The following is a 13,999-nucleotide window of genomic DNA, read 5'->3' as shown; positions in this document are numbered from 1 at the left end:
TGCAAATATAACTATTTCTGTGAAAAAAGTAATTTATTTTGAAAAACAACGCACATAGGTCTCGTAAAATCATTATCTTTGCCCTTATTGATTTTTATTTATCTAAATTATATGCGTAAATTAACATTATACTTTTCGACATTGCTTTTATTACTCTCTGTAAATGAAGTAAATGCACAGCTTTTCAAAAGCAAGAAGAAAAAAGCCCAAATTGAGGCTGAGGCAAAGAAAAAAGCCGAAGCCGCCAAACCTAAGGGATTTGATGCTATTATCCCAAAAACGGCAAAAACTACACAAGGATTGTTTACCATTCATAAGGTAAACGACAAGTATTTTTATCAGATTCCCGATTCGCTTTTAGGGAAAGAAATGCTGATGGTTACTCGTATTTCCAAAACAGCAACGGGCATCGGTTTTGGAGGAGAAGAAGCTAACAATCAAGTAATTAGATGGGAAAAGAAAGATAAAAAAATATTGGTGAGAATGGTCTCACACAGCATCATTGCTAATGATAGTTTGCCTATTTATGAGGCAGTTATCAACTCGAACGTCGAACCTATTTTAGCCAGTTTCGATATTAAAACACGAGGAAAAGACAGCATTTCATCAGTGATTGAAGTCAATGAGCTTTTTGACAAAGACACCAAACCTTTTGGACTTTCGGAACGCTATCGAAAACAATACAAAATTGGCGGAATAGACACTAAACGAAGTTTTATCGAGCGAATAAAAACATTCCCAAAAAATATTGAAGTGCGTAGTATAAAAACGTACAACGCTTCTGAGCCACCTGCTTATACCAGTCGCATTGCGGGAATTATCACTGTGGAAATCAACAATTCAATGATTTTACTTCCTGAAAATCCTATGAAACGCAGGTATTTCGATGAGCGTGTAGGTTGGTTTACAACCAGTCAAACCGATTACGGACTTCCTGTACAAAGAACAAAATCAGTAACTTATCTTGACAGATGGCGATTAGAGGTAAAAGATGAAGACATCGAAAAATTCAAACGAGGTGAACTTGTTGAACCTAAAAAACCTATCGTTTATTACATCGACCGAGCTACACCCAAAGAGTGGGCTCCGTACATAAAACAAGGTATCGAAGATTGGCAAAAAGCCTTTGAGGCTGCGGGATTCAAAAATGCCATCATCGCGAAAGACCCGCCAACAAAAGAAGAAGACCCTGATTGGGATCCTGACGATATGCGATACTCGGTGGTGCGTTATTTGGCGTCACCTATACCGAATGCTAACGGTCCGCATATTAGCGACCCACGCACGGGTGAAATTTTAAATGCCAATATCAACTGGTATCATAACGTAATGACGCTGCTTCGCAATTGGTTTTTTGTACAAACGGCAGCCATCAATCCTGATGCTCAAAAACCGGAATTTAAAACCGAAATTATGGGACGTTTGATTCGATTTGTGTCTTCACACGAAGTGGGTCACACTCTCGGATTGCCTCATAATATGGGAAGTAGCCACGCTTATCCTGTAGATTCGTTGCGTTCGGCTTCTTTCACCAAAAAACACGGAACAGCTCCTTCCATTATGGATTATGCCCGATTTAACTACATCGCTCAACCTGAGGATAAAGGCGTGGCTTTAATGCCTGAAATCGGGATTTATGACAAATATGCCATCGCTTGGGGATATCGCCCTATTTTGGATAAATCTGCAGAAGAAGAGAAAGAAACGCTGAATCAGTGGATTTTAAAACACGCTGGCGACCCGCTTTACCGCTTTGGGCATCAGCAAATGGGGCACATCGTTGACCCAAGTTCACAATCGGAAGATTTAGGAAACGATGCGATGAAAGCAAGTGCCTACGGAATTGCTAACCTTAAACGTATCGTGCCAAATTTGATAAAATGGACAACCAAAGAAGGAGAAACGTATGAGGATTTAAAAAGCCTTTACGGTCAGGTTTTAGGGCAATATCGTCTTTATATCGGACACGTTTCGGCTAACGTTGGAGGTGTTTATGAATATTACAAAACCGCTGACCAATCGGGCGAAGTGTATGTTTATGTTCCAAAAGATATTCAAAAAAGAGCCGTTCAATTCCTTAATAAAGAGGTATTTAAAACACCATCTTGGCTCATTGATAATGCCATCATCAAACGTATTGAATATGCAGGAACATTGGAACGTATTAAAAATACACAAGCTATTGGTTTATCACATTTGTTAGACATTGCACGATTACACAGAGTAATTGAAAATGAAGCTCTTAATGAAGATAAAGCATACAAAATTACCGAATTGATGAGTGACATCCGCAAGGGTGTATGGACAGAACTCACAACAGGAGCAAAAATTGATGCTTACCGCAGAAATTTACAACGTTCACACGTGGAAATTTTAGGAAAAATATTGCTCGAAACCAAAGCATTGCCTCCTGCTCCACCTAGTCCGTATTTTAAAGGAACGAGTGCTAATGCTCACACCTCAGACATTAAGGCGGCTGTTCGTGCCGAACTTTCACAAATTCGCACGATGGCTCGTTCAGCTTCTTCCTCAGATGCTATGACTCAAAACCACTTGAAAGACATCGTTGCTCGTATTGACAAGCTATTTGATACGAAATAAAATCTTTTCATTTTTTTCAAAAGGAATTATTAATCTCTAAAAAATTGGATTAATAATTCCTTTTTTTCTCTCATAAAATATGAATAATTAACCCAATAGAATACTTTTTCTTACATTTGCATTGTCAATTATTTAGATTTATTATGAATAAATTATTCAAATCTATAAAAAAAGTAGTAGTACCATTGTTTGTACTACTAAACATAAGTTTTCTATTTGCACAAGATAAGGATAATAAAATCCATTGGGGGATTAAAGGAGGTTTGAATTATTCAAGGTTAGCAGCCGTTTACCCTTTGCAAGATGGCCTTCAGGGTAAAGACGATATTTTCTTTGGAGGATTTGCGACCGTAAAAACATCTTTACCTGCTGTCAATTCATTTCTTTTTGAGCTAACTTACTCAGGTCAAGGAGTTTATTATGAAGATATGATTGAAAATCGATACATACATTACAACCTACCTCACCTCTCGATTGGTTACAAAGCTCGTTTCAAACTTCACGAACATATTTTCTATCAATTAGGATTTTCTACCGATTTCTTGTTACGAAAAAATGATATCACTTCGGAATTTCAAAATTTTGACACTACAGTTTCGCTATTCGGATTTGAATTTATCTTCAGCAAAAAAATAAGTGTTTTCTTAGATGGGAAAATAGGTCTCCGACGATCAAATATTAAAAATGATATTATTCCCTTTGAACGTAATGTAACGAATCGTGTGGTTCGTTTTGGAGTTTGCTACTACATTAAATAACTAAATATAAGTTAATTATGAAAAATATATTCTGTGTATTATTTTTCTTTCCGTTTGTGCTAATTGCTCAACAAGATAACAGCACACTGCGTTGGGGAGTTGAAGGAGGTCTAAATTTATCCATTTTTCGTAGTCAGACAGAAAATTTCCACAGTAGCACTGGGGTCAAACCTGATATGTACATGGGGTTTTTCGCTATCAATCAATTTCTGGAGGAGACCGATCTAAAACTTAGTGCTTCTTATTCTCGACAGGGGAGTTATATTCAGGAACAAAATACTACTAAACACACTATAACAATTGATTATATATCTTTCGGGAACGTATGGAAAGTAGGAGTATGGCGTAGTATTTACTTAGATGTGGGCTTAGTTCTTGACGTAGTAATCAATAATCCGTCAGTTCCTTTTCTGAATAGTAGTAACCTAAAAGGAAAAATTGGAGGAACATTTTTCTTAACAGATAAAATAGCGTTAGAACTCAGCGTCAAAGAATCGTTTTCAGGTATCCATAACCATCTTATGAAACAAATTCCTCCTTTTGATGGTTATATGAGCAATAGAGTTTTTCAGTTTGGCTTGATCTATTTTTTCAAACCCTATGAGCAAAAAGCTATCTTTAAATAGGTTGTCTAGAAAGGAAATCTTAAAGAAAAAGTCTGGCTTAATAAGTTTTTAACCTCATAACAATAGGTATTTCAAATATTTTTATATCTTTGTAGTTTGTGTACAAATTAAGCATAGCGTATGGGACTTGTAAATGCGAAAGAGGTTGCCAAGGCACTCAACATTGATAAATATGGCTTTGTAGGTACTTTTGCAGGGTGGTTACTGATGAAAATCCTTCGGTTATCAAAACTGAATAGGATTTATGATCGTAATAAACATTTGCAAGGAATTGATTTTTTAAATCGGCTATTGGATGAATTTGAAGTTCAGTATGACATGCCAGATGAAGATTTGCAAAACATTCCTAAAGAAGGAGCTTTCATAACTATATCCAATCATCCACTGGGAGCCATGGATGGAGTGTTGCTTTTGAAATTATTAGGAGAGAAACGCCCAGATTTTAAGGTAATGGCGAATTTTCTGTTGCAACGCATTGAGCCTCTGTCAAACTATGTAATGCCTGTAAATCCGTTTGAAAATCGTAAAGATGTAAAATCCAGCGTTTTAGGATTTAAACAATCGATTCAACATCTCAAAGAAGGAAAGCCTTTGGGTATATTTCCTGCTGGAGAAGTGTCTACTCAAAAAGAAGGTAAATTTATCGTTGATAAACAGTGGGAAGAAGTAGCTATGCGTTTGGCAAAAAAGGCACAAGTGCCTATCATCCCAATTTATTTCCATGCGAAAAACAGTAAATTGTTTTATTCACTCGCCAAAATCGACGATTCGCTTCGTACGGCAAAACTTCCGTCTGAAATGTTGAGCCAACGAAAAAGACCTATTCACGTACGGATTGGGAAGCCTATATCGGTAAAGACTCAAAACGAGCATACTGATTTAGAATCTTATACTGATTTTTTGCGTAAAAAAACCTATCTATTGGCGAATACATTTGACAAAACTAAGAAAAAGAATCCGCTTACATCCGTATTAAATAAGTCCAATAAATCGGCAGAAGCCCCTGAAGAAATAATAGAACCTATTGATATTCAATTGATTGAAAAAGAAATTTCTCTTATTACTGAAAAAGATCTACGACTTTTCAAGAGTAACAATTATGAGGTTTTTCTGGCTCCGTATGAAGACATTCCAAATATTATGACCGAAATTGGAAGGCTTCGCGAAGTTACCTTTCGAGAGGTTGGGGAAGGAACTAATGCATGTATTGACATCGACGATTTTGATGTTTACTATCACCATATGTTTTTATGGGATGCCGATGCTAAAAAGATTGCAGGAGCCTACCGAATGGGATTAGGTGCATACATATTCCCTAAATATGGAATTGATGGTTTTTACACTCATAATTTATTTCGTTTTGAACCTGAACTTTACGATATGATGAGTAAAACCATTGAAATGGGACGTGCTTTTGTCATTTCTGAATATCAACAGCGTCCGATGCCTTTGTTTTTACTGTGGAAAGGAATTGCTCACACAACGCTCCGCTATCCTGAACACCACTATTTGTTAGGAGGAGTGAGTATCAGTAATCAGTTCTCAAATTTCTCAAAATCACTCATGATTGAGTTCATGAAATCGAATTACTACGACCCTTATATCGCTCAGTATGTACGACCTAAAAAAGAATTTAAGGTTAAACTCAAAGATGCTGATAAGGATTTTATTTTCGACGAAACCAAGGCAGACCTAAATAAGTTTGACAAAATTATTGATGAATTGGAACCTGGAACATTGCGTTTGCCCGTACTTATCAAAAAATATATCAAACAAAATGCCCGTGTTGTAGCCTTCAACGTTGACCCAAAATTCAATAATGCCATAGACGGGCTAATGTATATCCGAATTGCAGATCTGCCTGAAAGCACCATGAAGCCTGTGATTGAAGAGTTTCAGATTGAAATTGAAGCAAAATTGAAAGAAAATATAACATAAAAAATTTAAAATGAGGGTTTTAAAGCACATTTTTACACTCTGTTTATCCTTTATCTCAATTGACAGTATCGCTCAATCTGAGAAGGAAATACTTGTCATTGAAAATAATATCTTAAAAAAATGTGATTGTGAAAAAATCCCTGCCAATGGACATGTAGTGATACCTTATTTCGTGAAAACCATTGCAAAAGAAGCTTTTAAAGGCTGTCACCGATTAAAATCTATTGAAATTCCAAATACGGTTGAAATTGTTGAGGAAAGAGCTTTTTTTGATTGTTATAACCTAAATAAAATAGACTTATCTCGAGTTTTTGAAATCAAAAAAAGTGCTTTTGCATATTGCACCAATTTGACTGAAATTACCTTAGGGGATGGATTGAAGTCTATTGAAGATAATGCCTTTGAATCATGTTTCAAATTACAGAGTATCACACTTCCCAACTCATTGACCACTTTGGGAAACGAGGCTTTTTCGCAATGTAAGGAACTCGCAAATGTAACTCTTTCAGAAAATCTCATACACCTTCCTTTTAAGGTTTTTTACGAATGTAAAAGTCTAAAAATAATTGAAATACCTAAAAAAACACTCCACATTAGAGCCAGTGCATTTGCTTTTTGCGAATCGTTGACTTCAGTTTATTTTTTGGGGAATTTAGAAAGTATTGGTAATGATGCTTTTGAACATTGTGTGTCACTCAAAGAGATAGAACTCCCTGATTCTGTGGTACATCTCGGAGCAAGTGCTTTCTTCAATTGCTCGGCATTAGAGTGGATAGGATTACCTGCCTACCTTACTCAAATTAAAAATGACACTTTTTCAGGATGTAATAGCTTGAAAGAGATACATTTCCCTTCGGGTATAGAAAAAATAGGAATGCATGCTTTTCGGAATTGTAGTAGTTTGATTTCCTTGGACTTGCCTATATCTCTAACAGATATTTTATTTGGTGCGTTTAATGAATGTACAAGTTTAAAAATTATAAAATTTGCTGAGAATGTGAATTATATAGGTATTTTTGCCTTTGCCAATTGTGTGAGTTTGGAAAAAGTAGAGCTACCCAAATCTGTTGTAAAAATTGAAGATAGAGTTTTTTACGATTGTAAGAACTTAGCTTCCGTAAAACTATCGAGTCACACAAATAGCATCGGTGTTCAGGCGTTCAGTGGATGTGAAAAGCTAAAAAAAATAGATCTTCCTGCTACGTTAAACTACATAGGTGTGGAAGCTTTTCGCAATTGTAGTTCGTTGGAAGAAATTATCTGTCGAGCAAGTACGCCTCCACAGGTAAATCTATCGTTGGGATATAAGGGTGTAGTAATTGTTCCAAAAAAAAGTCAAGAAGCCTATCTACAAGATGATATTTGGAAGCAAATGATTATCAAATAGTTGATTTTGATAAATCCCTATATACTTCATTATATGAATAAACCTATTTACAACGAAACAGAAATTCCCGCATAAGGCATAAATCCAGAAGCAAAAACACTTGAATCTTTATTGTAAAGTAAGTTATATCTCATCCCCAGTTCTGCATAGGCTTTTCCTCCTATCTGATGACGATATCCCACACTCACAAACAAGGCATTTTCACTCCTTTTAGCAATATTTTCTGTGATTTTCACTTTTGTCGAAGACATCAAATGTTGATAGGATGTTCCAAAAACAAATCCTTGATAAACATAACTTAAGTAAGGTCCCACACCAAGAGTCCGCATACTAACACTTTTGGTGTTACGAAACGTATAACTTACACTTGCGCTTAATTCTAAATTTTCGATAATTCTATAACCCACACGTGGGGCAATTTGAATATCTAATCTTTCAGAATCAATATTAGCTCCAATGTTTCCACCAATAATCCATTTTCCATCGGAATTGAAAGTTGATGAACTTGACTTTTGAGGAAGTAAAATATTCTGAGAATATCCCATTCCCATGATAAATATACCGAACAAGAAAAATATACTTCTCATAAAGCAAATGCTTTTAGGTTTAATAACACAAATGTATATATTTTTATTGAACAAACATCATTTCAATAAATTTTTAACAATGGTATACAAAAATAAAAATTGCCTAAAAAATTGTTTCTAAGTTATAACAAATCTACATTCGTGATTTGTCGCTAAAAATCAGCTGGTTGCAAAGCGACTATAAACCCTGAAGTTCATACTGATTATAGCGGATTTAATTCAAAACAATATCTTTTAGGCAATTTTACAGAAAACACTTATTGTTTACAAGTCAGAATAAGTATTTTTTCTTTTCAGCAAAAACTACTTTTTAGCTTTCAGATGTTTTTCTAAAAATTGATCTTGTTCCCAAAGGGTGTGCAATATGCTTTCTTTTGCTTGATATCCATGGCTTTCTAATGGCAGAAGTACCATACGTACTGGAGCTCCCAAGTTTTTAAGAGCTTGGAAATAACGTTCCGTTTGGAAAGTAAACGTTCCTGCATTGTTGTCTGCTGCACCATGAATTAACAAAAGAGGTTTTTTCATTTTGTGAGCGTTCATGAAGGGAGACATGGTGTTATACACCTCAGGAGCATCCCAATAATTTCGTTGCTCTGATTGAAAACCAAAAGGAGTCAGCGTACGGTTATAGGCTCCGCTTCGAGCTATTCCACAAACGAATAAATCAGAGTGTGTGAGTAAATTAGCCGTCATAAACGCTCCGTAAGAGTGTCCTCCCACAGCGACTCTTTTTCTGTCGATATAACCTAATTTATCCAATGCATCAATAGCAGCTTCTCCATTGGCTACTAACTGCTCAATAAAGGTGTCATTAGGTTCTTGCTTATCTTCACCTACAATCGGGAAAGCAGCATCATCCAATACGGCATACCCCTTTGTGACCCAATATATAAAGGAACCATAGTAAGGATACGTAAACTCATTAGGGTTTGCCGTACTTTGCCCTGCCGTGCTTTTACTTTTGTATTCACGCGGATACGCCCAGATGAGTAAAGGCAATTTTTCTTTCTTTTTGAAATCATAATTTTTAGGAAGATACAATGTACCACTCAAAGCAACTCCGTCTTTGCGTGTGTAGTTAATAACTTCTTTATGAATTCCTTTCAAGGATTCAAACGGATTTTTGAAGAAAGTAAGCTGTGTAGTTTTCCCTTTTTTATAATTCTTTACGAAATAATTTGGGTAATCCGTTGCCGATTGTAAACTTACCAACATATCTCCTTTTTTGACATCCAACACCTCAATAATATTCTCTTTTTGATTTTTTAGTTTCGAGGTATACAGTCGATTTTTTTTCAACGTTTTCAAATCTAATTCATCAAGGAAAGGAAATTGCCCCTCTTTGGTATGTCCTGCTCCTAACCAATAAGTTTTCCCATTTTGAATTTGAAGAACATATCTGTTCCATTGATTTTTAATAGTTTGAGGAGAACCCGGATCATTGTAAACATCCTGATAATTTCGATCAATAATAACCTTTTGTGTGTTATTTTTTAAATTTAATAATATTGCTTTTTGGTTACGGGTATCGTACCAAAGTTCATACACTAAAGTATTTTCTTCATCGCCCCAAATAATGGAATTGAAACGCTGTTTTAGTTTTATCAAAGAAACAGGTGATTGATTGAAAGGAGCTTCCCACTGAAAAACTTCATCGCGGAACTCAGCCTTTTGGTTTTGGTCTCCTCCGTCCAGAGCCTCAACAAAAAACAGCGTGTGTGGCTTATCAGAACGCCAACTCATAGAACGTTTTCCTTTATGGGTCGACGAAAATCCTTTTGGCATATTTTCAATCAAAGGCAAACTATTTACCAGTGCAACTTCTTTTCCTTGAACATCATAAACTTTTGATTCTCTGGGGAAACGATTAAATGGCACAATGTATGAAAACGGTTTTTTAAGCTCGGTTATCATTAAATAGTTCCCATCGGGAGAGAAACTTTCTGAAAGATACATTCCTGCACCTTTAAAAAGGCTTTCTTTTCCATTTAAATCTATCTTTTTCAATTCCGAAGTAACCAAAACTTCAAAATTAAACTCATCAATTTTATTTTTCAACAAATCTTGATATGTTCTGTTTTGTGAAACTTGTCCCGTTCCCACTGATACAATAGGTCCTTTGGGAACGCTTTTAGCTTCGCTCTGTAATGCAGGACGGTTGGTTACCAAAGTTCTTACAAGTAAAAAGGAACCGTCGGGCGACCATGTGTAAGGCATTCCGAAATTAGCATTTAGCAAGTTGCTACTCAATCGTTTTGCTGTAGCCGTTTCCAAGTCAAGTACCCACAACTCTAAACCTTTATCAGTTGTGTGTGTAAAGGACATTTTTTTCTCATCAGGAGAAAACCCTAAATAAGCGATTTTAGCGTTTTCAGGTAGATTTTTCACCTGTTGAGTTTGTTTGTTTCCTACTTTTTGTACTTTTAAATTATTGATGTAAGTCAGGTTACTTGAAGCATTTATATTTGGATTCATTCGTAGACCTCCTAAACGAATTTCCTCTTGATTAAGTTCCTCCAAGTTTCGGTAAGTAGACCGATAGCTAAAAACCATCCACGTACGTTGGCTATTCATCATCACTGATGGAGCCCTTTCAAAATCAGCTAATTGCAAAATCTCCTCTGACGGTTTCTGATATGTCAGATTCTCTTGTGCTGTTAAATAACTCATTGATGAAACGAGTATAAGTGATAAAATTTTTCTCATATATTTAATTATTTTTTCCAATTCTTTAAGATGTCCGCAGGAACACCGTCTTTATGTAGCATAATAGCAGTAGTTTTGTAGGTTACAAATGCTTTGGTAACATACAAATATCCTTGATGGTCGTTGTTCACTCCCCATGAATTTTTTACGATGTAGTACTCCCTCCCGTTTTGATCTTTGGCAAGTCCAACGATGTGCATTGCGTGGTCATCCGTAGTTTCGTAATTATCGAATGCTTTTTGACGCATTTCCGCAGTGATAGTTCTTTCCTGAGTTGGCGGAGCGTTAAACAACATTTTTTGTTCATCTAAAGTCATTTGATCCAAATCTTTTTCAGGAACAAAAGCTACACCATTTCTCCAACTGAAATAACGCTCACTCACATCCGATGCCCATGCTACAGTAAATCCTTTTTTTAAGGCGTTGTCTATAACTTTAACAAAATCAGCCATTTGAACGTTATAAGCCTGATCGAAGCTCCAGTTATCAGGCACAGCCATTAGCACATTTTTATATTTAGGTTGATCCTCATACGAAATCATCTCCACATAATGATCAGGATTGATACCTACCACCTCTTTAGCAAAGGTCTGTGGGGTGTACTTCTTACCTGCATGTAAGAATGTTTCAGGAACCTGACCCAAATAAGCATCAATCGCTACAGTAAAGGCTTTTTCCCAATTGGGTGTCAATTTTTTGATTTTTTCACGCTTAACGAGTCCCTCTAAAAATCCTTTGAGCACAGCCTGCATTTCGGAAAAGTCATTGCGTGAAGTTCCGTAGTTCAATCCTGAGTAAATATATTGAGGTACAGCTCCATATTTTGCATACATGTTGATAATGTCGTGCAATTCACCTCCGTCACCATAATCCAAATTACCATGAAAACGAACATATTGCTTTGCTTTTTCGATATACGTATTTCTTGCGGTATAAATTTCAGCCAAATCTACTGGCTTTTTACCCATACGACTCATTTCACTTTCTAAAAATGAAGCTCCAGCGTAGCTCCAACATGTACCGCTACTGCCTTGGTCTTTCACTTCCATACGTTCTAAATTAATCACAGGTGTAAACTTAAATCCTGCATTTTCACTTTGATTCCCTGCCACGGCTCGAATCAGATTGTCTTGTGCCGTTGCTCCAAAAAATGAACCCACAGCAAAAAATAACGCTATTTTTTTCATTTTGATTATATAATTTTAGATGATTATTTTTAACCCTACAAACGTAAGAGTTTATTTTGGAAAATCAAAGAATTTGAAAGAAATGATTACAAATAGTAATGGAATTTAAGCGTTTCGTTTCCATTGTATTGAAGGCTTAATAATCTCTCTTTACTATTGAGAATAGACACTTTAACACATCACATAGCGGACATTTTGTCAGTAATTTTGTTTTGGTATTTTTTTTGCCAAAGCAATTTTCGTAAGTCAAAAATCGTTCGATTTTTTGAGCTTTTTTAATCTTTTAATCATTAAATTATCTCATAAGAAATGAAAGGAAATATTAATGTTTCGGTGGAAAATATTTTTCCGCTCATCAAGAAATTTTTATACAGCGACCACGAAATTTTCCTTCGGGAACTCATCTCTAACGCTACCGATGCTACGCTGAAATTAAAACACTTAACTCAAATTGGCGAAGCAAAAGTGGAGTACGGAAGTCCTATCATCGAAGTAAAGATTGATAAGGAAAATAAAACCTTACATATCATCGACCAAGGTATTGGGATGTCGGGCGAAGAGGTGGAAAAGTATATCAATCAGATTGCTTTTTCAGGAGCAGAAGAATTTTTAGAAAAATACAAAGACACTGCCAAAGATGCAGGTGTAATTGGGCATTTCGGGCTTGGGTTTTACTCCGCTTTTATGGTGGCTTCAAAGGTGGAAATCATTACCAAATCGTACACCGATGCCCCAGCCGTTAAATGGACGTGCGATGGGTCGCCCCAGTACACGCTTGAACCTGCCGAAAAGTCAGCAAGAGGTACGGAAATCATTTTGCATATCGCCGAAGATTCTACCGAGTTTTTGGAGGAATATCGCATTGAGGAATTACTGCGTAAGTACAACAAATTTATGCCTATTCCTATTAAATTCGGAACCAAACAAGTACCGCTTCCTCGTCCTGAAAATGCCGATGAAAATTACAAAACCGAATATCAAACGGTTGACAATATCGTAAATAACCCAAATCCGGCGTGGACAAAACAACCTGTCGATTTGCAAGACGAGGACTATAAAAACTTCTATCGTGAACTTTATCCGATGCAGTTTGACGACCCCTTGTTTCACATTCACCTAAATGTGGATTATCCGTTCAATTTAACGGGAATTTTGTATTTTCCAAAACTATCAATGGATATGCAAATCCAAAAAGACCGCATTCAGTTGTATCAAAATCAGGTTTTTGTAACGGATAATGTGGAGGGAATTGTTCCAGAATTTTTGACAATGCTTAAAGGAGTTATCGATTCGCCAGATATTCCGCTCAACGTGTCGCGTTCGTACTTACAAGCCGATGGCAACGTTAAAAAAATCGCAAATTATATTACTCGAAAGGTTTCTGATAAATTAAAATCGCTTTTCAATAACAATCGAGAAGATTTTCAATCGAAATGGAACGATATTAAAATCGTTTTGGAATACGGGATGCTTTCCGAGCCGAAATTCTACGAAAAAGCAGGCGATTTTATGCTTTATCCTACGGTGGACGACCAATTTTATACGCTTTCGGAACTAAAAGAAGCCATCAAAGACCAACAAACCGACAAAAATGGCAAATTGGTGGTGCTTTACGCTCAGAATAAAGAGGTGCAACACGCCGCCATTGAGGAAGCCAAAGAAAAAGGCTATCAGGTGTTGTTGTTGGATTCGCCTATCGTGTCGCATTTAATTCAGAAGTTGGAACACGATAACGAAAACCTAACCTTTGCACGGGTGGATTCAGCTCCAATTTCCAAACTGATTCAAAAAGAGGACACTACAATTTCTAAATTTTCGGAAGAAGAAAAAACATCGCTTAAAGAAAGCATCGAAAAAAGCATTCCGAGTGAAGGTTTTGTGGTGCAATTGGAAGATTTGGACAGCGATAGTACACCTTTTAGCATCAATCAGCCTGAATTTATGCGTCGTATGAAAGAAATGAGTGCTACGGGCGGTGGCGGAATGTTCGGAATGGGGAATTTCCCCGAAATGTATCATTTGGTGGTGAACACAAATTCGCCTTTGGCAACTTCGATTCTCAACACGGCGGACGAAACTGAAAAACAGCACCTTATCAAACAAGCCTTTGATTTAGCGAGGCTTTCACAAGGACTTTTAAAAGGAAAAGAACTCACCGATTTTGTCAAACGCAATTTTCAGGAATTGAAATAATGTTGTTTTTTCC

At 36.3% G+C, this 13,999-nt stretch carries 9 protein-coding genes; 6 read left to right on the top strand and 3 right to left on the bottom strand.

The window, feature by feature from the left end; all coding sequences use genetic code 11:
• Positions 1–111 precede the first annotated feature (111 nt).
• The 5 genes from CGC49_RS08375 (at position 112) to CGC49_RS08355 (ending at position 7,310) form a co-directional block, all read left to right on the top strand.
• Positions 112–2,601 carry a zinc-dependent metalloprotease gene (locus CGC49_RS08375; protein WP_095912363.1) on the top strand — a complete coding sequence of 830 codons (2,490 nt, stop codon included), beginning with the start codon at positions 112–114 and terminating at the stop codon, positions 2,599–2,601.
• Positions 2,602–2,744: 143 nt separating this feature from the next.
• A complete protein-coding gene (locus CGC49_RS08370; protein WP_095894089.1) occupies positions 2,745–3,359 on the top strand; it encodes an outer membrane beta-barrel protein in 615 nt (204 codons plus the stop codon).
• 17 nt (positions 3,360–3,376) lie between these two features.
• Positions 3,377–3,985 carry a hypothetical protein gene (locus CGC49_RS08365; RefSeq protein WP_095912362.1) on the top strand — a complete coding sequence of 203 codons (609 nt, stop codon included), beginning with the start codon at positions 3,377–3,379 and terminating at the stop codon, positions 3,983–3,985.
• A 120-nt stretch (positions 3,986–4,105) separates the two neighbouring features.
• Positions 4,106–5,923, top strand: a complete 1,818-nt coding sequence (locus CGC49_RS08360) for a GNAT family N-acyltransferase (protein ID WP_095912361.1) — start codon at positions 4,106–4,108, stop codon at positions 5,921–5,923.
• Between the two features lie 10 nt (positions 5,924–5,933).
• On the top strand, positions 5,934–7,310 hold the full coding sequence (locus CGC49_RS08355) for a leucine-rich repeat domain-containing protein (protein WP_095894087.1): 1,377 nt from the start codon (positions 5,934–5,936) through the stop codon (positions 7,308–7,310).
• Between the two features lie 47 nt (positions 7,311–7,357).
• Here the strand turns inward: CGC49_RS08355 and CGC49_RS08350 are convergent, their stop codons facing one another.
• The 3 genes from CGC49_RS08350 to CGC49_RS08340 form a co-directional block, all read right to left on the bottom strand.
• Complete coding sequence (locus tag CGC49_RS08350) at positions 7,358–7,897, bottom strand: hypothetical protein (protein ID WP_157909024.1); 540 nt, start codon at positions 7,895–7,897, stop codon at positions 7,358–7,360.
• A gap of 303 nt (positions 7,898–8,200) precedes the next feature.
• Positions 8,201–10,606 carry a prolyl oligopeptidase family serine peptidase gene (locus tag CGC49_RS08345; RefSeq protein WP_095912737.1) on the bottom strand — a complete coding sequence of 802 codons (2,406 nt, stop codon included), beginning with the start codon at positions 10,604–10,606 and terminating at the stop codon, positions 8,201–8,203.
• An 8-nt stretch (positions 10,607–10,614) separates the two neighbouring features.
• Positions 10,615–11,793 (bottom strand): aminopeptidase C, encoded by a 1,179-nt coding sequence (locus tag CGC49_RS08340; protein ID WP_095894085.1) that lies wholly within the window; start codon positions 11,791–11,793, stop codon positions 10,615–10,617.
• 309 nt (positions 11,794–12,102) lie between these two features.
• Between CGC49_RS08340 and htpG the strand changes: the two genes are divergently transcribed.
• Positions 12,103–13,986, top strand: a complete 1,884-nt coding sequence (gene htpG, locus CGC49_RS08335; protein ID WP_095912359.1) for a molecular chaperone HtpG — start codon at positions 12,103–12,105, stop codon at positions 13,984–13,986.
• The last annotated feature ends 13 nt before the right edge of the window (positions 13,987–13,999 follow it).

The organism is Capnocytophaga sp. H4358, assembly GCF_002302515.1.
In the GTDB taxonomy this organism is placed as follows: Bacteria; Bacteroidota; Bacteroidia; order Flavobacteriales; family Flavobacteriaceae; genus Capnocytophaga; species Capnocytophaga canis.
Note: the sequence above shows the minus strand (reverse complement) of the source record. Positions and strands in the feature narration are given on the sequence as shown.